This is a genomic window from Pseudonocardia ammonioxydans, assembly GCF_900115005.1.
Taxonomy (GTDB): domain Bacteria; phylum Actinomycetota; class Actinomycetes; order Mycobacteriales; family Pseudonocardiaceae; genus Pseudonocardia; species Pseudonocardia ammonioxydans.
This window is the reverse complement of the sequence record NZ_FOUY01000005.1, coordinates 13,197-36,378: the sequence shown is the minus strand read 5'-3', so window position 1 is coordinate 36,378 and position 23,182 is coordinate 13,197. Positions and strand designations below refer to the sequence as shown.

The window sequence follows — 23,182 nt, the reverse complement described above, 5'->3', positions numbered from 1 at the left end:
GGGATGCTTGGGCGAGATGTTCGGAATATCGCGTTCGGGGGGAATTCGACCGACACGCCGGGACTCAACCGGGAACTCACGCCCGCTCCGTAGAGTTGGACCGGGAGAACCGTGCCGTCGCTCCCCGCCGGCCGTTTCCTCTGAGTCGTACCCGAGCTGTGGAGCGTGCCCGTGTCGTCCATGCGGCCCCCCGTGGGAGCGCCGTCGCTGACCCGTCGAACCCGGATTCTGCTGGTCGCCGCGGGCGTCCTCGTAGTGCTCCTGCTCGGCGGCTCGCGGCTGCTGAACTTCTACGTCGACTACCTGTGGTTCGGCGAGGTCGGTTTTCGGAGCGTGCAGCTCACCCGGCTGTTCACCCAGATCGTGCTCTTCGGCGTCGTCGGCATCGTCGTCGGCGGCCTGGTCGCGCTCACGCTGTGGCTGGCCTACCGGTACCGGCCGGTGTTCGTGCCGGTCTCCGGCCCGGAGGACCCGGTCGCCCGCTACCGCACGACGATCATCCAGCGGCTGCGGCTGTTCGCCGTCGGCGTCCCGGTCCTGATCGGCCTGGTGGCGGGCCTCGCGGCTCCGGTGCAGTGGCAGACCGTCCAGATGTTCCTGCACGGTACGCCGTTCGGGAAGGTCGACCCGGAGTTCGGCAACGACATCGCGTTCTACGCCTTCACGCTGCCGTTCCTGCGGATGGTGCTGAACTGGCTGTTCGTCGCCATCGCCATCTGCTTCGTGCTGGCGCTGGTCACGCACTACATCTTCGGCGGCATCCGGCTCTCCGGGCGCTCCGGCTTCGTCTCCACCGCGGCGCGGGCCCAGCTCGCCGTGCTCGCCGGTGTGTTCGTGCTACTCAAGGCGGTGGCGTACTGGTTCGACCGCTACGACCTGCTGTGGTCGAACCGCAACTCCCAGACGTTCTACGGCGCCACCTACACCGACCTCAACGCGGTGCTCCCGGCCAAGCTGATCCTGCTGATCATCGCGGTGGTCTGCGCGCTGGCCTTCTTCGTCGCCGCGTTCCGGCAGAACCTGCAGATCCCGGCCGTCGCCGTGGTGATGCTGCTGATCTCCTCGATCCTGGTCGGTACCGCGTTCCCGCTGGTGCTGCAGCAGTTCGTCGTCGCGCCGAACGCGAACGAGCGGGAGGCGCCGTCGATCGAACGCAACATCGCCGCCACCCGCGACGCGTTCGGCATCGGGCCCGACAAGGTCGATATCCGGCCCTACGAGGGCAAGTCCGAGGCGACCCCGGCGCAGGTGCGGGCCGACACCGACACCATCCCGAACATCCGGCTGCTCGACCCGGGCAAGCTGAACCGGACGTTCACCCAGCTCCAGCAGCGCCGCAACTTCTACGGCTTCGCCCCGAACCTCGACATCGACCGCTACACGGTCGGCGGCGAGACCCAGGACTACATCATCGCGGCCCGCGAGATGGACGCGAACGCGCTCGTCGGCAACCAGCAGGACTGGATCAACCGTCACCTCGTCTACACCCACGGCAACGGCATCGTCGCCGCGCCGGCGAACCAGGTGAACGCCGCGCTCGAGGACGCGGGCGGGCAGGGCGGTCTCCCGCGCTTCACCGTCAGCGACACCCAGACCGAGGGCGCCATCCCGGTGGAGCAGCCCCGGATCTACTACGGCGAGCTGCTGGACAACCAGTACTCGATCGTCGGCGCGGAGCCGGGTACCGCCCCGCGCGAGTACGACTCCGACGAGGCGCAGTACACCTACACCGGCGCGGGCGGCGTCCCGATCGGCGGCTTCTTCAACCGGGCGGCCTTCGCGCTGGCCTACGGCGAGCGGAACATCCTGTTCAACAGCTCGATCAACGACGAGTCGAAGATCATGTACGTCCGGAACCCGCGGGACCGGGTCCAGGCCGTGGCCCCGTGGCTCAAGCTGGACAACGACCCGTACCCGGCGGTCGTCGACGGGCGGGTCCAGTGGATCGTCGACGGCTACACGGCGCTGCAGGACTACCCGTACGCCGAGCGCGTCCAACTGGGCGACGCGACGAGTGACTCGCGGATCGGTCCGGGTGGCCAGCAGCTGCCCAACGAGACCGTCAGCTACCTGCGCAACTCGGTGAAGGCCACGGTCGACGCCTACGACGGCACCGTGAAGCTCTACGCCTTCGACGAGTCCGACCCGGTGCTGCAGACCTGGCAGAAGGCGTTCCCGGGCACGGTCGAGCCGCGCTCGGCGATCTCCCCGGAGCTGCAGGCGCACCTGCGCTACCCGGAGGACCAGTTCAAGGTCCAGCGTGAGCTGCTGACCCGGTACCACGTCGACGACCCGGGCGAGTTCTTCTCGACGGTCTCGTTCTGGGACGTCCCGGCCGACCCCACCGTGCAGGGCGGCAACGGCGGCGGCCAGGACGCGCAGCCGCCGTACTACCTCTACGCCGGGATCCCGGGGCAGAACGGCCCGTCGTTCCAGCTCACCAGCGCGCTGGTGAGCCTGCGGCGCCAGTTCCTGGCGTCCTACGTCTCGGCCAGCTCGGACCCGGACACCTACGGCCAGATCACCGTGCTGCAGCTGCCGAACGAGACACAGACGCTCGGCCCGCAGCAGGTGCAGGCGCAGTTCCTCGGCTCGCCGGAGGTCTCCTCCGAGCTGAACCTGCTGCGGCAGAACCAGACCACGATCGACTACGGCAACCTGCTCACCCTCCCGGTGGCCGGCGGGCTGCTCTACGTCGAGCCGGTCTACATCGAACGGGCCGGGCAGGACGCGTCCTACCCGCAGCTGGCCCGCGTGCTGGTGAGCTACGGCGGCCGGGTCGGTTACGACGCCAGCCTGTCCGCCGCGCTGGACCAGGTGTTCGGTGCCGGGGCCGGTGCGGCCGCCGGCGGGGCGGCCCCGGCACAGGGCCAGCCGACGCCGGAGACCCCGCCCGCGGGCGGTCAGACCCCGGCCGAGGGCCAGACCCCGGCCGCGCCGAACGCGGCGCAGTCCGCCGCGGCGCAGGAGATCCGGCAGGCGCTGAACGACCTCAAGGCGGCCCAGCAGTCCGGTGACTTCGCCAAGCAGGGCGAGGCGCTGGCGGAGCTGGACCGGGCGGTCTCGGAGTTCCAGAGCTCCGGCGGCTGATCCGCGCAGCGCACGACGGGCCCGGTACCCCCCTCGCAGGGGTGCCGGGCCCGTCCTGTACGGTTGGAGACACAACACAGACGGAAGCGCTCAGGCGAATCCGTACGGCGCGGGGTGGAGCAGTTCGGTAGCTCGCTGGGCTCATAACCCAGAGGTCGCAGGTTCGAATCCTGCCCCCGCTACCACCCACGACGGCCCCCGGGATTCTTCCCGGGGGCCGTCGTCGTGGCCGGGGGGTCGAGGGCGGAGCGCCCCCGGACGGCCCCCGCACCGCAGGAGGGGCCCCCTGAAAGCGCCGGACGACGACGGGGTACAGTGGGTACACAACACAGACGGAAACGTTCACGCGGATCCGTACGGCGCGGGGTGGAGCAGTTCGGTAGCTCGCTGGGCTCATAACCCAGAGGTCGCAGGTTCGAATCCTGCCCCCGCTACCACGCACAACGGCCCTCGGGATTCTTCCCGGGGGCCGTTTGTCGTGTGTTCCTCGTCGTGGGTCCGTCGTGGGCCCTCAGGCGGGGCGGGGGGCGACCTCCAGCACCCGGTAGCCCTTCTCCGAGACGAGCCGGGTCGTGGGGAAGCCCTGTTCCTGCTCCAGCCACCGGTGCAGCGAGTCCGAGCCGAGGTTCTTCGCGACGACGAGGTAGGCACGCCCGTCCGGCAGCAGCCGCGGCAGCCACTGCAGCAGCAGCGCGTGCAGGGCCGGTTTCCCGGAGCGGATCGGCGGGTTCGAGTAGATGCCGGCGAACGCCAGGTCGTCCGGCACCTCGTCCGGCGGGCAGGCCGTCACGTTGCCCAGCCCGGCCGCGGCCGCGTTGTCCCGGGTCAGCCCGAGCGCACGGGAGTTGAGGTCCACGGCCCACACCGGCAGCCTGCGGCGCCGGGAGGCGAGCGTCAGCGCGATCGGCCCGTACCCGCACCCGACGTCGAGCAGCGGGCCGCGCACCGGCGGCATCGGTGCGGCGTCGAGCAGCACCCGCGTCCCGCGGTCGACCCGGCCCTGGGAGAAGACCCCGGTGTCGGTCGCCAGCTCGAGATCGACCCCGGCGGTGTGCAGGCGGACCGAACCGGGTCGGCTCGCGACGGACGGTGTGCTGCTGAAGTAGTGGTCACCCACGCCGCAGGATGCTACGGCGCGCAGAATGGGGCCATGACGACCCCGCAGGACGTGCCGATCCGTGAGGAACCGATCCGGATCGGTCAGTTCCTCAAGCTCGCGAACCTCGCCGAGGACGGCGTGCACGCCCGGGAACTGCTCGAGGACGGCCTCGTGACGGTCAACGGGACCCCCGAGCACCGCCGCGGTGCCCAGCTGCACCGCGGCGACGTCGTGGCGGTCGACGGGCACGCCGTGCGACCCGCCTGAGGGTCACCAGCCCAGCCGGCTCGCGAAGTGGTCGGCGAACAGCGGTGCCATCGTCTCGGCGTAGGACGCCGTCAGGTGGTTGTCGTCCATGTAGACGAGCACGTTGCCGACCTCGGCCGGGCAGAGCTCCGGGTCGCAGATGGCGGGGGCGGTGTCGATGAACGACACGTTCGGCGGGATGTCCGGCAGCGCCGCGTACGGCGGCTGTGCGGGGTAGACGTCCTCCCGCGGCATGTCGCAGGCCTCGGCGTGCCGGCCCTCGGTGCTGATGCACTCGGGCACGAAGAACGGCGGCCGCGGGTTGTCCCGCACGGCGACGACCGGCACCCCGGCGTCGTGCATCTGCCACCAGGCCTCGACGAACCCGGGCGGGGTGACCTCGGTGAGGCCGGGCCGCACGTCCCGGGTGGCCAGGGTCAGCAGGGCGTCGGGCTGCATCTCGGCCACCTCCTGGGCGGCCTCGGCGTTGAACGCGGCGCACCCGTCGTCCTGCGGGTCCGACTCGGAGACCGTGGAGAACGGGCAGGCCCCGCGGAACATGCCGACGATCTCCCAGTTGCGCTCCGCGGCGACCGGCATCAGCGACGCGATGTACTGCTGGGCGTGCGAGTCGCCGACCACGGCGATCGTGCGCTCGGCCGGTTCCTCACCGGGCGGCGGGATCGTGCAGTGCTGCAGCTCGATGCCGCCGCGCTGCAGCGGCGCGCAGTTCCACGTGCCGCGGTGGTAGCTCCAGTCGTCGGGAGCGGCGATCAGGGACGGGGTGAGATCCACCGCCCCCGGGTCCGCACCGCCCGCTTCGTCCTCGGCCGAGCCGTCGTCGGCTGAGCTGTCTCCGTCCAAGGCCCACTCGAAGCCGGGCTGCAAGGCGACCGCGCCCGGATGGCTGGGTGAGCCGGCCTCGACCTGCACCGAGGCCCGCGCCGTGGCGACGCCGAGCCAGCCACCGGCCCCGACCAGCACCACCAGCGCGAGCACGCCACCGGTGCGCAGGGCACGGCGCACGTCGAGGGCGGCGATCGGCTGCTCGACGTAGCGGTGGGTGAGCCAGGCGAGCGCGAACGACACCGCGACGACCACGGTGCCGGCTGCGAGCGAGAGCCGGTCCTGGCCGGTGTACACGAGCGTCAGGATCAGGACCGGCCAGTGCCACAGGTACAGCGGGAACGAGATGTCGCCGATGGTCCGCAGCACGGTTCCCGACAGCAGCCGGTCCACCCCGAGCCGGTGCCCGGACTGCCCGGCCACCAGCACCATCGCCGCGGCCAGCGTCGGCCACAGCGCGGCCCAGCCCGGGAACGCCCGGTCGACCGGGAGCAGCACGCCGCAGGACACCAGCGCCAGCACGCCGGCCCAGCCCAGCCCGGCTCGCGCACCGGCGGTGAGCTCCGGCCGGAACTCGATCCGGGAGATCCAGAGCGCGAGCAGGCCGCCGAGGGCGAACTCCCACACCCGGGTCAGCGAGTGGAAGTAGGCCAGCGGCTGGTTCACCAGCGTCAGGTAGACCGAGTAGGCCAGCGACGCCCCGCCGAGCACCAGCAGCGTGCCGGTCAGGCGGGAGTGCAGGTCCGCGCGGTCCCGCTGCGCGGCGATCGTCACGCCCGCCACCAGCAGCGGCGCGACGAGGTAGAACTGGCCCTGGATGGACAGCGACCAGAAGTGCTGGACGATGCTCGCGGCGTTGCTGCGGGCCGCGTAGTCGACGGAGTTCGCGGTGAGTTCCCAGTTCTGCAGGAACAGCAGCGACGCCACCGTCTCGCGGATCGTCGGCATCCACCGGTTCTCCGGCAGCAGGTAGGCCCCCGCCACGATGCCCGCGGCCAGCACGACGGTGATGGCCGGCAACAGCCGGGACAGCTGACGGCGCCAGGTCGCGAGGACGTCCACCCCGCCCCGGAGCCCGGCCCGGTACAACCCGCCGGTGATCAGGAACCCGGTGATCAGGAAGAACACGTCCACGCCGCCGGAGACCCGACCGACCCAGACGTGGTAGACGACCACGAGCACCACGGCGAGGGCGCGCAGGCCCTGCAGCTCCGGTCGGAAGCGGGACCGGGAACCGCCCGGGGCGGCACCGGTGCGGGCGGAGTGCTGCTCGCCACCGGGGTTCGTCACGAGCCAGGAGCTCCTCTCGGGCGAACGGTAAAAATCAGTTTACCTTCGCCGGTGACAACGACGACGGCGGCCGGCAGGTTCCCCTGCCGGCCGCCGTCGCGGTGCTACGGGTACGGCTCAGTATCCGATGTACCCGCCGTGCGAGCCCATCCGGCCCCCCGCGTCGAGGGTGTCCAGGCCGTAGCGGTCGATCATGTAGCGGACGCCCGCGGTGATGTTCGCGACCGGGTGCGTGATGTCCTGATCGGCGAAGTCCGGGTGCACATAGGCCTTGAACGTCGAGGGGATCACCTGCATCAGGCCCTCGGACGGGTTCCCGGCGGCGGCGTTCGAGTCCCAGTTGTTGATGGCGTCGGGGTCGCCGTTGGACTCCTTCATGATGATCTGCTTCAGCCCGGTGGCGTAGGACTGCGGCATACCCATGTGGTCCAGCGCCTCGGCGATCCAGGCGTCCACCCCGCCCTGCGAGATGAGCGTGTCGAGCCGGGCCTGCTCGGCCTGGCGCGCCTGCTCGGCCTCGGCCGCCTTGCGGTGCTCCTCGGCGATCTTCGCCGCGATCTCGTGCGCCTTGCCCAGCGACGCCAGGTCGCCGTTCTGCGCGGGGGCGGCGGACTGCAGCGCACCGGTGGCGGCACCGGCGTGCTCGAAGGAGACCGGGCTGAAGTAGCCCGACGGGCTGCCGTCGGAGGCCGGGGTGGCCGACGGGATGGGCGCGTCGAACGCGGCCAGCGTCGTCGCCGTGGTGGTCTCCTCGGCATCGGCCTCGGTGGCCGTGCCGTCCAGTGCGGTCGGCACGACGGCGGCGAACGCGCCGGAGGCGAGCACGCCGAAGGCGGCGCCGGTCGCCGCGGTGCGGGTTCCGGCGCGCCGGGCGGCGTGCGAGTGCGCCGGTCCGGCCTGTCCTGGGGAGCGGACGGTTCGGGCAGCGGTCATCGCTGCGGGTGCGGACGCCACGGGTCGGGGGAACGCGTGGCGGGCACCGGGGGAGCGGTGTCCTGACAAGGGGAGGGCCCTTTCGCGATCAACGGACGGCACCGTCGCGAGCGGCCGGGTCGGGGGTCCCGGGAGAGCCGGTCGGGGGTCCGGCTCCTGGCCCGCTCGTGATCGGGCCGTGATGACTTGGCGAGAACCGTAGAGGCCTCGGTCGGAGCGGTCCAGCCCTGGGGGCGCCCGTCACCGCGCGCCAGCTGCCGTTCACCGAGAAATGGATCTTCTGAGGTGGGGGGAGGCAACCAGGCGGGCGGCTGATCGGTGCCGACGGACGGTAGTAAGCCCAGGTGGCAGGCTCGCGGCGAGTGGGGTGATACTGAAGTGAGCTTGAGTGTTCGGCCCACGGTGTGAGCGGTCGACGAGGACCGGGAGGGGGTGCCGGTGGATGGAGTCGAGTGATCTCCTGACGATCGGCGAGATCGTCGAGCGGAGCGGGTTCCCGCACTCCGCGCTGCGCTACTACGAGCGGGAGGGGCTGATCTCCGCGAGCCGCACGTCCGGCGGGCAGCGCCGGTACCGGCGCAGCGCGCTGCGCCGGCTCGCGTTCGTGCGGGCGGCGCGCTCGATCGGCATCGGGCTCGACGAGGTGCGGTCCGCACTGGACTCGTTGCCCGCCGAGCGGACGCCGACCAAGGCGGACTGGTCGCGGCTGTCGAAGGCGTGGCGCGGCCGGCTCGACGAGCAGATCGAGGCGCTGACGGCGCTGCGGGACGGGTTGGACGGCTGCATCGGCTGCGGGTGCCTGTCCATGACGACCTGCCGGCTGGTCAACCCCGGGGACGCCGCGGCGGTCCAGGGCGACGGGGCCCGCCGGCTGCCCGCCGCGCTGCGCAGGCCGCCGTACCACGGCCGGTGAGGCCGGTCTCGGCGGGGCCCGTGGCGCCACCCGCCGTGTCTACCCTGGCCGGGTGACCGATCTGGTGCCGGACCGCTGGTTGACCTTCGACGGCCTCGCCAACGCCCGCGACGTGGGGGGCTTGCCGCTGGAGGGCGGCGGCCGGGTCCGGCCGGGCGTGCTCTTGCGCACCGAGTCGCTGGAGGCTCTCAGTCCCGGCGACGTCGCCCGGCTCACCGGGGAGCTCGGCGTCGTGCAGGTGCTGGACCTGCGCAAGGACGAGGAGCTGGTGGCGTCCGGCCCGGGCGCCCTGGCCGACGCCGGCATCACCGTGCACCGGCTCAGCCTCATCCCGGAGACCGGCCGCGGGCTGCCCGAGCTCGGCGCGGACACCGACCCGATGGTCGGGCACTACCTGGCCTACCTCGGCGACCGGGCGGCCAACGTCGTCACCGGGGTCCGGCGGATCGCGGAGCGGGAGACCGGCGCGACGATCGTGCACTGCGCGGCGGGCAAGGACCGCACCGGCGTGCTGGTCGCGCTGATCTCCTCGGCGGTCGGTGTCCCGCGGGACGAGGTCGTGGCCGACTACGTGCTGTCCGCGACCCGGATCGAGGCGCTGTTCCGGCGCTGGACCACCGGTCGCGGTGAGCCGATGCCGACCACCGCCGACCTCGACCGGCACCGGCCCCGGGCCGAGGTCATGCAGACCTTCCTGGAGCTGCTCGACGAGCGGCACGGCGGGCCGGTGCAGTGGTTGCGCGACAACGGCCTCACCGACGACGAGCTGGCCCGGCTGCGGTCCCGGCTGCGCCCGGCAGCCTGATACCCGCCCCTACGGGAGCTCCTCGATCGGGACCATCGGGTCCAGCTTGCGCAGGCTTCCCGGGTCGCCGGTGACCGCGGGCCAGCCGCGCCGCCGGGCGGCCGTGACGACCTGACCGGTGACGATGTCGTCGAGGCCCTGCGAGGCGAGCAGCAGCCCGGCCTCCTGGGCGCTCTCCGGGGAGAGTTCGTGGATCACGGTGTTCGGCAGGCCGAGCAGCACCTGCAGGGCCGCGTGGTGCTCCGCCTCCACCATCGACCAGGCGCGGCCGAGGGCGGCGCTGGGCACCGCGAGCACGATGTTCTCCTCCACCGCGGCCCAGACCAGGGCACGCATGTAGACGGGGCGGCCGGTGGCGAAGGCAGCCAGTGCCGATGAGTCGAGAACGCGTCCGCCGATCATCGCGCGGATCAGCCGACGGCCACGGGCGGGGCCGGGCGCAGGGAGCGCCGCGCCGCGTCCAGCTCGTCGGCCGGGGGCGGGCCGCCGTAGAGGCCGGCCAGGGTGGCCAGGGCACGGTCCCGGTCCTGCCGGGACTGGACGGCCTCCGCCACGTAGGCGGACAGGCTCGCCGCAGATCCGCGGGACACCGCGTCCCGTGCTTCAGCCACCAGCTCGGCCGGCAGCGTGACCGTCACTCGCTCGCTGCGCATACCGCAATGCTACTCCCTGCATACTCCGGCGGCCACGCGACCGTGCGGGGTGGGCAGGTTACCGACGGGTATGCAAGGCTCGGGCCGATCGGAGACGTCACAGCGGCGACTTTCATACAGCGGCGACAGTCATGCAGGACGGTGCACGCATGGACCTGAGTTTCACCCCGGCCGAGGAAGAGTTTCGCGCGGAGCTGCGCTCCTGGCTGTCCGCCCACATCCCGCAGGAATGGACCCGGCCCGGGTTCTGGGAGTCGCTCGACGACCAGGAGAGCTTCGCCCTGCGCCGGGACTGGGAGCGGGACAAGGCCGACGCCGGCTTCGCGGGCATCCAGTGGCCCACCGAGTTCGGCGGCCGCGGCGGGACGCCGGGGATGAAGGCCATCTACGACGAGGAGATGGTGCGCGCGCACGCCCCGCGCACGGTCAACCCGCTGGGCCTGACCTTCCTCGCGCCGACGGTGATGGCGATCGGCACCGACGCGCAGCGCAAGGACATCATCGCGCCGATGCTGCGCAACGAGGTCATCTGGTGCCAGGGCTTCTCCGAGCCCGGCGCCGGCTCCGACCTGGCGGCGCTGAGCACGAAAGGCGTCCGGGACGGCGACGACTTCGTCGTCAACGGCCAGAAGGTGTGGACCACCAACGCCGTGCACGGCGACAAGATCTTCACGCTGGTCCGCACCGAGCCCGGATCCGAGCGCCACCGCGGCATCAGCATGCTGCTGATCGACATGAACCAGCCCGGGGTGACGGCCCGCCCGCTGCGCCAGATGAGCGGGGCCAGCGAGTTCGGCGAGGTGTTCTTCGACGACGCCCGCGTGCCGGCCGCCGACTGCCTCGGCGAGATCGGCGACGGCTGGCGCACCGCGATGCTGCTGCTGTCCTTCGAACGCGGCGCGTCCGGGATCTCCCAGTACACCGAGTTCCGCCGCCAGTACGACGAGATCGTCGAGGTCGCGCGGAAGCTGGGCCGCGACCGCGACCCGGTGATCCGCGACGACCTCGCCCGGGTCCTCACCGAGCTGGAGTGCCTGCGCCTGCACTCGATGCACGTGCTGACCCAGACCGAGCAGGGCCGCGACCTCGGGTTCGAGGCCTCGATGACCAAGCTGCAGTGGTCGGAGACGTTCCAGGACCTGTGGGAGGTCTACGACCGGATCCTGGGGGAGGACGCCACGCTCGACACCCTGCAGGAGGGGACCGACCTGCGGCCGCTGCACGCCCAGGCCATGTGGTCCCGCTCGGTGACCATCTGGGGCGGCTCGTCCCAGGTCCAGCGCACCATCACCGCCGAGCGCGTGCTCGGCCTGCCGCGATAGGGGAGCCGGCGTGTACTTCGCACTCACCGAGGAACAGCAGGACTTCGCCACGGCCGTGCGCGACTACCTGGCGGAGCGGTTCGACCTGGCCGCCGTGCGGGAGGTCGTGGAGGCGGGCGACTCCGACGGCAACCCGCCTGCACTGTGGACGGCCGCGGGCGAGCAGGGCTGGCTCGCCGTGACCGTGCCCGAGGAGCACGACGGCCTGGGGCTGGGCATGGTGGAGGCCCAGGTCATCGCGCGCGAGCTCGGCGCGGGCGTCGCACCCGGACCGTGGCGCGGCACCGTGCTCGCCGCGGAGGCGATCCGGCTGGCCGGGTCCGACGCCCAGCGCGCGGCCTGGCTGCCGCGGATCGCGGCCGGGGCGGCGATCGGCGGCTACACCACCCGGGGCAGTGCCGCCGCCGGGCTGCCCGTGGTCGAGTACGGCGCCGTGGCCGACCTGGTCGTGGCACCGTCCGAGCCGGACCTGCCCGGGCTGTCCCTGGTCACCGGGGCCACGGCGACGCCGGTCGGCAGCTACGACGGCACCACCCGGCTCGACGCGCTGGTCCCGGCCGGCGACGGCGTCGAGCCGTTGCCGGGGGCGGACGTCGAGGTGGGCAGGCAGCTGACCGACCGGGCCACCGTGCTCGTGGCCGCCGACCTGGCCGGCATCGCCCGGGAGGCGCTGACCCGCACGGTCGCCTACGACCGCGACCGCGAGCAGTTCGGCGTCCCGGTGGGCTCGTTCCAGGCGATCAAGCACGCGCTGGCGGACCTGCACGTCGGCGTCACCATGGCCGAGCACGCGGTGCTCTACGCCGCCCACGCGCTCGACACCACCGGGACCGGCGGGATCGGGCGCGCCGAGGCCGAGCTCGCCGTCGCCGTCGCGAAGGCCAAGGCGAGCGAGGCCGCGCTGCGGTCGACCGAGGCGATGATCCAGTACCACGGCGGGATCGGATACACCTGGGAGCACGAGGCGCACCTGTTCTACAAGCGCGCCCGCCGCCTCGCCGGGCAGTACGGCGACGTCGCCACCCAGCGGGAGCGGATCGCGTCCCTGACGATCTGATCCGGCCCGGTGCGGGCCCGCTCTGCTCACTGTGGATACCGAATCCGTGGTACCCGTGAGCAGAATGTTCCGTGTGGACTCGCGCGCGGACGTCGGCCGTGGGACCGTCGCACGATGGCCCCCGTCACACCGGTCAACGCCACTGCTGCCGCCCTGCTCGGCCTGCTGCACAGCGGCCCCATGACCGGCGGTCAGCTGGTCGCCGCGGCCGGCGAGCGGTTCGGACTGTTCTTCTCGGTCACCCGCAGCCAGGTCTACCGCGAGCTCCCGGCGCTCACCGAGGAGGGGCTGCTCCGGCTGGGCAAGCGGGGCCCGCGCGCGAGCCAGCAGTACGCGATCACCGCCGCGGGCAAGCGGGCGTTCAAGGCGTGGCTGGCCGCGGGCGGCGACGCCGACGCCGTCCGCAGCCCGCTGGTGCTGCGGCTGCTGCACGCCGGGACGCTGACGGTGAAGCAGCGCACCGAACTGCTGCGCTCGGCACGCGAGGCCTACACCGAGCGTCTCGCCGCCGCCCGCACCGCGGCCCGGGCCACCGACGACCCGTACGGCAAGCCGGTCGCCGACTTCGCCGTCGCCCACACCCGCGCGATGATCAAACTGATCGACGCCGTCCCGGAGGAGTGAGCAGGGCGGCGGTGCGGCCGGGCAGGGGACGTGCCGGAGCGGCGCCCCACCCCGCGTACCCTCGATCGATGTGACTCCCGACGTCCAGGCCGACCTGAAGGACCTCGACACCACGCTCTCCAGCATCGAGGCCGTCGCCGACGTGCCCGCCCTGCGCCAGGAGATCGCGGAACTCTCCGAGCAGGCGGGCCGGCCGGACCTCTGGGACGACGTCGAGGCCGCCCAGAAGATCACCAGCAGGCTCGCCTACGCGCAGGGTGACCTGCGCCGGCTCGAGGACCTGCGGCGCCGGCTCGACGACCTCCCGGTGCTCTACGAGCTCGCCGAGGACGAGGGCGACTCCTCCGCGGTCGCCGACGCCGACGCCGACCGCGAGCGGCTGCGCAGCGAGATCGCCTCGCTGGAGGTGCGGACCCTCCTGTCCGGCGAGTACGACGCGCGCGAGGCGCTGGTGACCATCCGCGCCGAGGCGGGCGGTGTCGACGCCGCCGACTTCGCCGAGATGCTGCTGCGCATGTACCTGCGCTGGGCCGAGCGGCACGGTTACGGCACCGATGTCTACGACACCTCCTACGCCGAGGAGGCCGGCATCAAGTCGGCCACGTTCGCCGTGCACGCGCCGTACGCCTTCGGCACCCTCTCGGTCGAGGCGGGCACCCACCGGCTGGTGCGGATCTCGCCGTTCGACAACCAGGGCCGCCGCCAGACCTCCTTCGCCGGGGTCGAGGTGGCGCCGGTCGTGGAGTCCTCCGACCACGTCGAGATCGACGAGAAGGACCTGCGGGTCGACGTGTTCCGTGCCTCGGGCCCCGGCGGTCAGGGCGTCAACACCACCGACTCGGCGGTCCGGCTCACCCACATCCCGACCGGCATCGTGGTGGCCTGCCAGAACGAGCGCTCGCAGCTGCAGAACAAGGCGGCCGCGATGACCGTGCTGCAGGCCAAGCTGCTCGACCGTCGCCGGCAGGAGGAGCGCGAGCTGATGGACTCCTTCAAGGACGCCGGCTCCTCGTGGGGCAACCAGATGCGCAACTACGTCCTGCACCCCTACCAGCTGGTGAAGGACCTGCGCACCGACCACGAGGCGGGCAACCCGTCCCAGGTGCTCGACGGCGAGATCGACGACTTCATCGAGGCCGGCATCCGCTGGCGCCGTCAGCAGGCCGACGAGTCGTGAGCCGCGCGGTCCGGACCGTCCTGGCCGCGGTGCTCGCGCTGGTCCTGGCCGGGTGCACCGGCGGGGCCGGCCCGTCCGGCGGTGCCGCGCCGAACCCGCCGCCCGCACCGCGCGACGTCGTCGCCGGTGCCGGGCAGGCGCTCGCGGACGCCGGCTCGGCCCGGGTGACCGTCGCCCTCGACGGCGGCCCGACCGGTCGCGTGCAGGCCTCCGGCCCGGTGCGGTTCGCCCCGATCGCCGCGGACCTGTCGGTCGCGCTCGGCACCCGTGGGGCGCAGGTCCGGGTCCTCGGTGACGACGCCTGGTTCCGGCTCGGCGGCGCGGAGCGCTGGCAGCGCCTGTCCGCCGGGATGCTCCCGCTGGGGGCGGTGACCGGGGTCCTGCACACCGCGCCCGGCCTGCGTGACGTGGCCGAGCAACCCGGCCGCGAGGACGTCGAGGGGGTCCCCGCCGTCCGCTACACCGGCACCGTGGACCTGGCCGCGGCCCGCGACGCCGCACCCGACCCGGCGATCGCGCCGCGGCTCGACGAGCTCGCCGGGCTGGTCTCGCCCGCCCCGCGCGTCACCGCCTGGCTCGGGGCGCCGGACGCCCCGCCGGCCGACCGCGGACGGTTGCTGCGGCTGAGCCTGGAGCCCACGACCCCGGGCGGCGAGCAGGCGACCCCGGCGCCGGGGGCGGTCACGATCGGCTTCGCCGACCCGGGTGTCCCGGTCGAGGTGACCCCACCGGAGTGAGCCCGGCCGGCGGTGTCCCCCCTGCCCGGCCGCCGGCGATCCCGTCAGCGGCGCAGTCCCGAGGTCGCCTCGTAGGCCGCGACGTGACCGCGGGCGTAGCGGGCGTACCAGCGTTCCCGGTGCCGGGCGCCGCGGCGTTCCAGGGCGCGGCGCACCGGCGGGACCAGGTGCCCGGTGAGCTCCGCGGCGGCGACCAGCGGCGCCCGCAGCAGCGGCACCGCGATCCACGGCCAGGGCGCGGGCATCCGGTGCGCGCGCCAGGTCCCCCGCGCCATCCAGAGCCAGGCGTACCCGGCATGCACGCCGTGCGTGTAGACCGCACGCCACCGGGCGGGCCCGGTCAGCCCCGGGGCGGGGGCGAACCCGGCCGGGAAGGACTCGATCAGCTCGGCACCGTGCGCCCCGGAGTCGCGCGACCGCGCGGCGAACACCAGCAGCAGCAGGCGGACGGCGTCGGCGACCGTCTCGGGGAACCAGCGCGGGTCCACCCCGAGCAGGTGGCCGAGGTAGCGCTGGAAGTGCAGCAGCGCCCGCATCTCCGACGGGCTCGTGAGGTGCCCCAGCGGCCAGAGCGCCAGCGCCGGGGCGACGCTGCCGCCGAGCAGCGTCATCGCCTGCCAGGTCCGGCTGATCGGGACGCCCCAGCGGTCGGTGTCCCACTCCGGGTGGCCGGCGACCCGGCGGCGGACCGCGACGTGCATGACCCGCACCCGCATCGCCGTCGCCCGCCCGGTCGAGCCGGGGGTGAACAGCGCGCCGGGCTCGGAGACGTCGATCCAGAACCGGACCGTCTCGAAGAACCGGCGGCGGGCGTTGTCACCGGCGTAACCGCCGGACAGCGACAGTGGGGTGGCGACCGCGGCCTCGGTGTACATCTCCAGGGTGGTGCTGCCGGCCACGGCGAACAGCATCGTCCCCCAGCGCCGCCAGACCGCGGCGCCGCGTTCGACCAGGTCGGGGCGCACCCAGTCCGGGATCCGCTCGAACCCGGCGAACAGCTCGCGCAACGCCGCCGGCGCGTCGGGCACGGCGGCCACCCCGGCCGGCCCGAGCGCCGCGTCGAACATCGCCCGGCCGCCCCGCTCACCGAGGACCTCGTCCACGAACCGCTCCGCGGCGGGATCGGCGGTGAACAGCTCGTCGGTGACCGCCCGGGTCTGCCCCGGCGTCGGGTGGACCCCGTGTCCGGTGCGGGCCCGCAGCCATCGGTCCAGCCGGGCGGCGGGCCCGCCGAGCCGGAACGCGGTCGGTACCCGATCCTCGGTACTGCCTCGGTGCACGCTGCTCCCGCCCCGCTCCCCCCGGCCGCGCCGGTTCCGCCTCAGTGCGCCGTGGCGCGCGGTCCGCGGGTCAGCGCGGCCAGCGCGAGCGCCGACAGCGACACTGCCACGAGCATCACCACGGCCATGGCCACCGGGTCCGACCCGGCCAGCGGCGAGACGAGGGCGCCGAGCCCGAACTGGGTGGCGCCCAGCAGCGCGGAGCCCGCGCCGGCCCGGTCGCGGACCTCCCCGGTCGCCAGCGCCGCGCCGTTGCCCATCACGAATCCCAGGGTGGTGAGGATCGCGAACAGCAACACCAGCACCGGCCACCGGGCGGCACCCAGCAGCGTCACGACGGTCAGCGCGGTGCAGAGCACGACCAGGATCCCGACCGCGCTCACCAGCATCCGCCGCGGGGCGATGCGGGAGGCCAGCCGGCCGCTGACGATGTTCGCCAGGGTCAGCCCCGCCGCGTTCGCGCCGAAGGCCAGCGCGTACTGGGTGGTCGAGAGGCCCAGGGTCTGCTGCAGCACGAACGGCGAGCCGGAGATGTAGGCGAACATCATCGAGAACGCGCAGGCGAACGCGAGCAGGTAGCCGACGAACCGCGGCCGGCGCAGCAGGGCGCCCATGTCGACGAACGCGCGGCGCAGCCCACCGGTGGCGCGGGCCTGCGGCGTGAGCGTCTCGCCCACGACCAGCGCGGAGGACACCAGCATCAGCACCGCGAGCCCGGCGAGGACGACGAAGATGCCGCGCCACCCGACCGGGCCGGCGAGCGCGCTGCCGACCATCGGGGCCAGCACCGGGGCGATCCCGTTGATCGCCATCATGATCGAGAACAGCCGGACCGTGCGCACGCCGGTGGTCCGGTCGGAGATCATCGCGCGGCTGAGGACGACACCGGCCGCGCCGCCGAAGCCCTGCAGGAACCGGGCCGCCACCAGCACCGCGATCGAGGGCGCGAGCGCACTCGCGACGCTCGCCAGCAGCAGCAGCACGGTGCCCGCCAGCACCAGCCTGCGCCGGCCGTACGCGTCGGACAGCGGGCCGATCACCAGCTGGCCGGTCGCCAGGCCCACCAGGAACGCGGTGAGCGTGAGCTGGGCGGCCGAGGCCGTCGCGCCCAGCTCGGTCGCGACCTGCGGCAGCACCGGCAGGTACATGTCGGTGGCCAGCGGGGCCACGGCGGTGAGCAGCGCGAGCACGCTGATCCAGACGCCGTCCGGGACGCGGCGCCCGGAGCGGGTCACCGGCGCGTCCGCGGGCGGGGTCGTGGCGTGGGTGGGGCCGGACATTCCGCTCCTCGGGTCAGGGCACAAGTAGCTATAAAAGTAGATATAAATTATCCGGTAATCTAGCGGCTGTGACGAACATCGACCGCCCGCACGGCGGCGACCCGCACGGCGGCGACCTGGCCGACGCGTGGCCCCCGCTCGCGTCGGCCGTGCACGAGCTCTCCCGCGTGCTGCGCAGCGTCGGCGAACGCGCGGCCGGACTGGACGCGATCACCGGCTCGGAGGTCGAGGTCCTGCGCTGCGTGTCGGCGCGCCCGGGCAGCACGGTCTCGGCGGTGTCGCGGGTGCTCGGCCTGCAGGCCAGCAACGTCAGCACCACGGTCCGCTCGCTCGCCGGGCGGGGCCTGCTCGAGCGCCGCTCCGACCCGGCGGACGGGCGCCGCGCGCTGCTGTACCCGACCGCGCGGGCGCGCCGGCACCGCGCCCTGCTCGACGCCGCGTGGGCGCAGGGCATCGAGCGCGCGCTCGCCGAGCTCCCGGAGGCCGACGCCGGCACGCTGCGCGCCGCGGTGCCCGCCCTGACCCGGCTCGCCGGTGCGCTCGACGCCCGGGGCGACCACGGGGCGCACCCTCCGGCCTGACGGGCGTGTCGTCACGGGTTGTGCACGCGGGGCGGCGGTACCGTCCCGCTCCGTGATCGAGCTGCGGGACGTCACCAAACGCTACCCGGCGTCCGGCCGTCCGGCGCTGGACAAGATCAGCGCGACCGTCGACGCCGGCGAGTTCGTGTTCCTCATCGGGCCGTCCGGGTCGGGCAAGTCGACGCTGCTGCGGCTGCTGCTGCGCGAGGACGTTCCCACCGCCGGCAGCATCCGGGTCGACGGCCTCGACGTCGCGAAGCTGGCCCGGCGCAAGGTGCCGAAGCTGCGGCAGCGGATCGGCTGCGTCTTCCAGGACTTCCGGCTGCTGCCCAAGCGCACCGTCGCCGGCAACGTCGCGTTCGCGCTCGAGGTGCTGGGCCGCAAGCGCTCCGAGATCGACGCCGCGGTCCCGGAGCTGCTGGAGATGGTGGGTCTGCAGGGCAAGGCCGAGCGGATGCCGCACGAGCTCTCCGGCGGCGAGCAGCAGCGGGTCGCGATCGCGCGGGCGTCGGTGAACCGGCCGCCGCTGCTGCTGGCCGACGAACCGACCGGCAACCTCGACCCGGAGACCAGCCGGGGGATCATGCAGGTGCTGGAACGGATCAACCGCGGCGGGACGACCGTGCTGATGGCCACGCACGAGGACTCCATCGTGGACGCGATGCGGCGCCGGGTGATCGAGCTGGGCGACGGCGCGGTGCTGCGCGACGAGGCCCGCGCGGTGTACGGGGTGGGCCGCTAGATGCGCCCGGCACTGCTCACCCGCGAGGTCTCCGAGGGCCTGCGCCGCAACGTGACGATGACCGTGGCGATGGTGCTCACCACCGCCGTCACCCTGATGTCGGTCGGCGCGGGACTGCTCGTGCTGCGCACCATCGACGACATCTCCGCGCTCTACACCGACCGGCTCGAGATCCAGGTCGCGCTCACCGCGGACGTCTCGGGGTCCGATCCGGACTGCACCGGCCCGACGTGTGCGTCGCTGCAGGCCGCGCTGCAGGCCGCACCCGGGGTCGGCGCGGTGAGCTTCGAGTCCCAGGACGAGGCCTACACCCGCTTCCGCGAGCTGTTCGCCGGGCAGTCCGTGGCCGACGTCGCCCGCCCGCAGTCGCTGCCGGCGACGCTGCGGGTGACGCTCACCGACCAGGAGGCCGGTGCGGCCGCCGCGACGGCCGCGGTCGAGGGCCGCCCCGGGGTGCGGGGCGTGATCGACCAGCGCGACGTCGTCGGGACGCTGTTCGACTTCCTCGACGGCGTGCGGAACGTGGCGTTCGCGCTGGCCGTGGTGCAGGCGCTGGCCGCGGTGCTGCTGATCTCCAACACGGTGCAGGTCTCGGCGTTCACCCGGCGCACCGAGGTCGGGGTGATGCGGCTGGTCGGGGCCACCCGGTGGACCACGCAGCTGCCGTTCCTGGTGGAGGCGGCGATCGCCGGCGCCCTCGGCGGGGCGCTGGCCGGTACCGGTCTGGTGGCCGCCAAGTACGCCGTCGTCGACGACCTGCTCGCCGCGATCGGGCAGGCCGGGGTGGTCCCACCGGTGCGGCTGGGCGACGTCCTGGTCGTCTCGGCGCTGCTGGTGCCCGCCGGTGCGGTCGTCGCCGGGATCACCGGGTACGCGACGCTGCGCGCGTACGTGAAGGTGTGATTCCCGCATGCGCGGCGCGGGTAGGCTGGCGACCGTGAAGGAACAGGGCCGGAAGGTGATCGCACAGAACCGCCGCGCCCGGCACGACTTCGCGATCCTGGACGTCTACGAGGCCGGGGTCGCGCTGAAGGGGACCGAGGTGAAGAGCCTCCGTCTGGGCCGGGCCTCGATGGCGGACGCGTTCGCCACGATCGACGACGGCGAGATCTTCCTGCGCGGCCTGCACATCCCGAAGTACGTCCGCGGCAGCTGGACCAACCACGAGCCGCGCCGCACCCGCAAGCTGCTGCTGCACCGCGAGGAGATCGACCGGCTGATGGGCAAGACCCGCGAGGGCGGGCTGACCCTGGTGCCGCTGTCGCTCTACTTCAGCGACGGCAAGGTCAAGTGCGAGATCGCGCTGGCCCGCGGCAAGAAGGCCCACGACAAGCGGCACGACCTGGCGAAGAAGGACGCGGAGCGGGAGATGGCCCGCGCCGTCGGCCGGGCGGCCAAGGGCCGGGCCCGCGAGCTGCGCTGACCGGACCGGCAGGCACTACGGTGGCGGTGTGGATCTCCCCGCGCCACCCCGCGACGACGCCGACGTCCCCCGCTGGACGGCCGAGCTCGGCCTGCCCGGCCTGGTCGACGTGCACGTGCACTTCCTGCCCGAACGCATGCTGGCCAAGGTGTGGGCCTACTTCGAGGAGGCCGAGACGCACTACGGCATGGCCTGGCCGGTGCAGTACAAGCTGTCCGAGCAGGAGCGCTACGCGCGCCTCGAGGCGCTCGGCGTCCTGCGGTTCGCCCCGCTGACCTACCCGCACAAGCCCGGGATGGGGGAGTGGCTGACCGGCTGGGCCGGTGAGTTCGCCGACGCCCACCCGCGCGCCGTGCGCACCGCGACGCTCTTCCCGGAGCCGTCGGTGACCGACTACCTCGGGCGGGCCGTCGAGGCCGGCGCGCGGATGGTGAAGGTGCACGTCCAGGTGGGCGCGTTCGACCCGCGCGACCCGCAGCTGCGCGACGCCTGGGGGCTGCTCGCCGACGCCGGCGTGCCGGCCGTCGTCCACTGCGGGCACGGCCCGATCCCGGGCGAGCACACCGGGCTGGACGTGTTCGCCGAGGTGCTCGAGGCGCACCCGTCGCTGCCGATCGTGCTCGCCCACGCGGGCATGCCGGACTTCCGCGCCGCGCTGGAGCTGCTGGAGCGGTACCCGAACGTGGTGCTGGACACGACGATGGTCGGCACGGCGTTCAGCGAGCGGATCGCGCCGCTGCCGCCGGACTGGCCGGCCCGGCTGGCGGAGTTCCCGGGCCGGATCGTGCTCGGCAGCGACTTCCCCAACATCCCCTACCCGTACGCCGAGCAGCTCGCCGCGATCCACGAGTGGGCCGCCGCCGAGCCGCGGCTCGGCCACGACTTCCTGCGCTCGGTGTTGCACGACGCCCCGGCCCGGGTACTCGGCGTGCACCCCACCACCTGACCCCCGTCCCCGCCGCCCCCCGGCGGTGCCGACCCGCCGCCGTCCCCGCCGAGATGCGGACCAGCGTCGTCCGGAGATCGACAACTCGCGCTCGTCCGCATCTCGGCGGGTGGGCGACCGCCCCGACCCGACCGCCCCGACCCGAGGAGGACCCGTGGTGACCCCGCAGCAGGACCCGACCGCCGACCCGGTCGACATCGCGGTCTACGGCGCGACCGGCTTCGTCGGCGCGCTGACCGCCCGCCACCTCGCCGAGCACGCGCCGGCCGGGGTGCGGATCGCGCTGGCCGGGCGCTCCGCGGACAAGCTCGCCGCCACCCGCGCCGCGCTGCCCGAACGGGCCCGCGACTGGCCGCTGATCGTCGCCGACTCCACCGACCGGGCCGCGACCGACCGGCTCGCCCGGTCCGCCCGCGTCGTCCTGACCACGGTCGGGCCGTACGCGAAGTACGGGCGGCACCTCGTCGAGTCGTGCGCCCGGGCGGGCACGCACTACGCCGACCTGACCGGCGAGGTGCTGTTCGTCCGCGACGCGATCGACCGCTGTCACGGCATCGCGGAGTCGACCGGTGCGCGGATCGTGCACTCCTGCGGCTACGACTCGATCCCCTCGGACCTCGGTGTGTGGCTCGCGCACACGGCCGCCGCGGCCGACGACGCCGGCGGGCTCACCGAGGTCCGCACGGTCGCGACCATGCGCGGCGGGGTCTCCGGCGGGACGGTCGACTCGCTGCGCGGGCAGATCGACACCATCCGGGCGGACAGGTCCGCCCGCCGGCTGGCCGGCGACCCGCACACGCTGAGCCCGGACCGTACGGCCGAGCCGGTGCCGGCCCAGCCGTCCGACGCGGGCCCGCCGGCCCGCCTGGACGACGGGGTGTGGACGGCGCCGTTCGTGATGGCGTCCTACAACACCCGGATCGTGCGCCGCTCCAACGCGCTGCTCGGCCACGCCTACGGCCGCGGCCTGCGCTACGGCGAGCTGCAGGGGTGCGGGCGCGGCCCGGCGGGTGCGGCCGCGGCGGTCGCGGTCACCGGAGGGCTGGGCCTGCTGGTGGGCGCGTTCGCGCTGCCCCCGGTGCGGCCGCTGCTCGACCGGGTGCTTCCGGCGCCGGGGTCCGGCCCGTCGGAGCGGACGCGGGCGAACGGCTGGTTCCGGATGGACGTCCGCGCGAGCACCGGGTCGGGGCGGCGCTACCGGGCGCGGGTGTCCGGCCCGGGCGACCCCGGCTACGCCGCGACCGCGGTGATGCTGGGGGAGAGCGGGCTGGCGCTCGCGCTCGGCGGGTCCGCGCTCCCGGACCGGGCCGGGTCGTTGACCCCGGCGACGGCGATGGGGGACGTGCTGGTGGACCGGTTGCGCGCGGCGGGCCACACCTACGAGGTGGACACCGTCTGACACACCCGGAACCGGAATGATCCGGCGGGGCCGGCGCGTTATGCTGGGTGTCCGCGCGGGAACGTCCGTGCGGTGACACACCACCAGGGGGTGAACGGTTTCGACTCCGATCGCTGATCGAGGTGAAGCGTGCCGAGGAAGGCGACGATGATCTCGTTAACCATGCGTCGCAAAAAAATAAGTGCCGACAACAGTCGCACTGCCCCGCAGAGCGCTTACGCGCTCGCTGCCTGATAACAGGTAGGGGCTGTCGGGCCGGAGGCGTCCCCGCTCCGGTTCCCGGCATCAGCTAGGGGACTCACCCTGCGGTTCGGCCGCGGAAGCGCAGGGGACATCCAACAGCGGCTGGGATCGTCACACCGGCTCGTTCGCGTGACCGGTGGATCCGAGCAGAGACAGAGCGAACTGCGCACGGAGAAGCCCTCGTGATCCGACGGAGGACCCGGGTTCGATTCCCGGCACCTCCACCAGCGGCCCCGTCCCGGACATCCGGGACGGGGCCTTTTCCTGTGTGCGGCGGCGGCGCCGGCTGGCATGCTGGCGCCCGTGCGCGTGAGTGTGGACAAGGACCTGTGCATCGGTGCCGGGCAGTGCGTCGTCACCGCCCCGGAGGTGTTCGACCAGGACGACGACGGCATCGTCGAGCTGCTCACCGACAGCCCGGCCGAGGGTGACCGGGACGCGGTGAAGGAGGCCGAGCACGTCTGCCCGGCCCGGGTGATCACCGTCGACGGGTAGT

At 73.5% G+C, this 23,182-nt stretch carries 23 protein-coding genes, 2 tRNA genes and 1 other RNA gene; 19 read left to right on the top strand and 7 right to left on the bottom strand.

All coding sequences use genetic code 11. The features are described 5' to 3' along the window. Positions 1 to 180: 180 nt before the first annotated feature. From BM093_RS06770 to BM093_RS06760, 3 genes are all read left to right on the top strand, one after another. Positions 181 to 3,090 (top strand): UPF0182 family protein, encoded by a 2,910-nt coding sequence (locus BM093_RS06770; protein ID WP_177238309.1) that lies wholly within the window; start codon positions 181 to 183, stop codon positions 3,088 to 3,090. Between the two features lie 108 nt (positions 3,091 to 3,198). Continuing rightward, positions 3,199 to 3,275, top strand: a tRNA-Met gene (locus BM093_RS06765). 175 nt (positions 3,276 to 3,450) lie between these two features. Further along, a tRNA-Met gene (locus BM093_RS06760) sits at positions 3,451 to 3,527 on the top strand. 74 nt (positions 3,528 to 3,601) lie between these two features. Here the strand turns inward: BM093_RS06760 and BM093_RS06755 are convergent. Next, the gene (locus tag BM093_RS06755) at positions 3,602 to 4,207 is read right to left on the bottom strand and encodes a class I SAM-dependent methyltransferase (RefSeq protein WP_093338856.1); all 606 of its coding nucleotides are present in this window, start codon (positions 4,205 to 4,207) and stop codon (positions 3,602 to 3,604) included. 33 nt (positions 4,208 to 4,240) lie between these two features. Between BM093_RS06755 and BM093_RS06750 the strand changes: the two genes are divergently transcribed. Then, positions 4,241 to 4,456, top strand: coding sequence for an RNA-binding S4 domain-containing protein (locus tag BM093_RS06750; protein ID WP_093338853.1), 216 nt, complete (start codon positions 4,241 to 4,243; stop codon positions 4,454 to 4,456). A 3-nt stretch (positions 4,457 to 4,459) separates the two neighbouring features. Here BM093_RS06750 and BM093_RS06745 read toward each other — a convergent pair whose 3' ends face one another. After that, entirely contained in the window at positions 4,460 to 6,571 is a 2,112-nt protein-coding gene (locus tag BM093_RS06745) for an acyltransferase family protein (protein WP_093338850.1), read from the bottom strand. Positions 6,572 to 6,688: 117 nt separating this feature from the next. Further along, on the bottom strand, positions 6,689 to 7,504 hold the full coding sequence (locus BM093_RS37850; RefSeq protein ID WP_093338847.1) for a transglycosylase SLT domain-containing protein: 816 nt from the start codon (positions 7,502 to 7,504) through the stop codon (positions 6,689 to 6,691). Between the two features lie 442 nt (positions 7,505 to 7,946). On the opposite strand from BM093_RS37850, the gene soxR reads away from it, so the two are divergent. Beyond that, on the top strand, positions 7,947 to 8,417 hold the full coding sequence (gene soxR, locus BM093_RS06735) for a redox-sensitive transcriptional activator SoxR (RefSeq protein ID WP_093338844.1): 471 nt from the start codon (positions 7,947 to 7,949) through the stop codon (positions 8,415 to 8,417). A gap of 52 nt (positions 8,418 to 8,469) precedes the next feature. Beyond that, positions 8,470 to 9,222, top strand: a complete 753-nt coding sequence (locus BM093_RS06730; RefSeq protein WP_093338841.1) for a tyrosine-protein phosphatase — start codon at positions 8,470 to 8,472, stop codon at positions 9,220 to 9,222. A 9-nt stretch (positions 9,223 to 9,231) separates the two neighbouring features. Here BM093_RS06730 and BM093_RS06725 read toward each other — a convergent pair whose 3' ends face one another. Together BM093_RS06725 and BM093_RS06720 are read right to left on the bottom strand one after the other, a co-directional pair. Continuing rightward, positions 9,232 to 9,624, bottom strand: coding sequence for a hypothetical protein (locus BM093_RS06725; protein ID WP_093338838.1), 393 nt, complete (start codon positions 9,622 to 9,624; stop codon positions 9,232 to 9,234). A gap of 8 nt (positions 9,625 to 9,632) precedes the next feature. Then, positions 9,633 to 9,875 (bottom strand): ribbon-helix-helix domain-containing protein, encoded by a 243-nt coding sequence (locus BM093_RS06720; RefSeq protein ID WP_093338835.1) that lies wholly within the window; start codon positions 9,873 to 9,875, stop codon positions 9,633 to 9,635. Between the two features lie 149 nt (positions 9,876 to 10,024). On the opposite strand from BM093_RS06720, the gene BM093_RS06715 reads away from it, so the two are divergent. The 5 genes from BM093_RS06715 to BM093_RS06695 all read left to right on the top strand — a co-directional run bounded on the left by BM093_RS06715 (position 10,025) and on the right by BM093_RS06695 (position 14,792). Next, positions 10,025 to 11,197, top strand: coding sequence for an acyl-CoA dehydrogenase family protein (locus BM093_RS06715; protein WP_093338833.1), 1,173 nt, complete (start codon positions 10,025 to 10,027; stop codon positions 11,195 to 11,197). A 10-nt stretch (positions 11,198 to 11,207) separates the two neighbouring features. Further along, entirely contained in the window at positions 11,208 to 12,254 is a 1,047-nt protein-coding gene (locus BM093_RS06710) for an acyl-CoA dehydrogenase family protein (RefSeq protein ID WP_093338829.1), read from the top strand. A 114-nt stretch (positions 12,255 to 12,368) separates the two neighbouring features. After that, a complete protein-coding gene (locus tag BM093_RS06705) occupies positions 12,369 to 12,878 on the top strand; it encodes a PadR family transcriptional regulator (protein WP_093338826.1) in 510 nt (169 codons plus the stop codon). A gap of 70 nt (positions 12,879 to 12,948) precedes the next feature. Next, positions 12,949 to 14,055, top strand: a complete 1,107-nt coding sequence (gene prfB, locus BM093_RS06700) for a peptide chain release factor 2 (RefSeq protein ID WP_093338823.1) — start codon at positions 12,949 to 12,951, stop codon at positions 14,053 to 14,055. Beyond that, positions 14,052 to 14,792: a LolA-like protein gene (locus BM093_RS06695; protein ID WP_093338820.1), complete on the top strand. Its 741-nt coding sequence runs from the start codon at positions 14,052 to 14,054 to the stop codon at positions 14,790 to 14,792. The genes prfB and BM093_RS06695 overlap by 4 nt, the downstream gene beginning before the upstream one ends. A 44-nt stretch (positions 14,793 to 14,836) precedes the next feature. Here BM093_RS06695 and BM093_RS06690 read toward each other — a convergent pair whose 3' ends face one another. Continuing rightward, positions 14,837 to 16,072, bottom strand: a complete 1,236-nt coding sequence (locus BM093_RS06690; RefSeq protein ID WP_093338818.1) for an oxygenase MpaB family protein — start codon at positions 16,070 to 16,072, stop codon at positions 14,837 to 14,839. Positions 16,073 to 16,113: 41 nt separating this feature from the next. Next, complete coding sequence (locus BM093_RS06685; protein WP_093338815.1) at positions 16,114 to 17,352, bottom strand: multidrug effflux MFS transporter; 1,239 nt, start codon at positions 17,350 to 17,352, stop codon at positions 16,114 to 16,116. Positions 17,353 to 17,420: 68 nt separating this feature from the next. On the opposite strand from BM093_RS06685, the gene BM093_RS06680 reads away from it, so the two are divergent. The 8 genes from BM093_RS06680 (at position 17,421) to BM093_RS06645 (ending at position 23,181) form a co-directional block, all read left to right on the top strand. Next, complete coding sequence (locus tag BM093_RS06680) at positions 17,421 to 17,933, top strand: MarR family winged helix-turn-helix transcriptional regulator (RefSeq protein ID WP_093338812.1); 513 nt, start codon at positions 17,421 to 17,423, stop codon at positions 17,931 to 17,933. 52 nt (positions 17,934 to 17,985) lie between these two features. Next, positions 17,986 to 18,675 (top strand): cell division ATP-binding protein FtsE, encoded by a 690-nt coding sequence (gene ftsE / locus BM093_RS06675; RefSeq protein WP_093338809.1) that lies wholly within the window; start codon positions 17,986 to 17,988, stop codon positions 18,673 to 18,675. Next, complete coding sequence (gene ftsX / locus BM093_RS06670) at positions 18,676 to 19,578, top strand: permease-like cell division protein FtsX (RefSeq protein WP_093338806.1); 903 nt, start codon at positions 18,676 to 18,678, stop codon at positions 19,576 to 19,578. A 34-nt stretch (positions 19,579 to 19,612) separates the two neighbouring features. Beyond that, positions 19,613 to 20,098, top strand: a complete 486-nt coding sequence (gene smpB / locus BM093_RS06665; RefSeq protein WP_093339338.1) for an SsrA-binding protein SmpB — start codon at positions 19,613 to 19,615, stop codon at positions 20,096 to 20,098. Positions 20,099 to 20,126: 28 nt separating this feature from the next. Next, positions 20,127 to 21,044: an amidohydrolase family protein gene (locus BM093_RS06660; protein ID WP_093338804.1), complete on the top strand. Its 918-nt coding sequence runs from the start codon at positions 20,127 to 20,129 to the stop codon at positions 21,042 to 21,044. Positions 21,045 to 21,198: 154 nt separating this feature from the next. Beyond that, positions 21,199 to 22,443 carry a saccharopine dehydrogenase family protein gene (locus BM093_RS06655; protein WP_093338801.1) on the top strand — a complete coding sequence of 415 codons (1,245 nt, stop codon included), beginning with the start codon at positions 21,199 to 21,201 and terminating at the stop codon, positions 22,441 to 22,443. Positions 22,444 to 22,529: 86 nt separating this feature from the next. Then, positions 22,530 to 22,913: a transfer-messenger RNA gene (gene ssrA / locus BM093_RS06650) on the top strand. Positions 22,914 to 22,989: 76 nt separating this feature from the next. Continuing rightward, complete coding sequence (locus BM093_RS06645) at positions 22,990 to 23,181, top strand: ferredoxin (protein ID WP_093339333.1); 192 nt, start codon at positions 22,990 to 22,992, stop codon at positions 23,179 to 23,181. The last annotated feature ends 1 nt before the right edge of the window (position 23,182 follow it).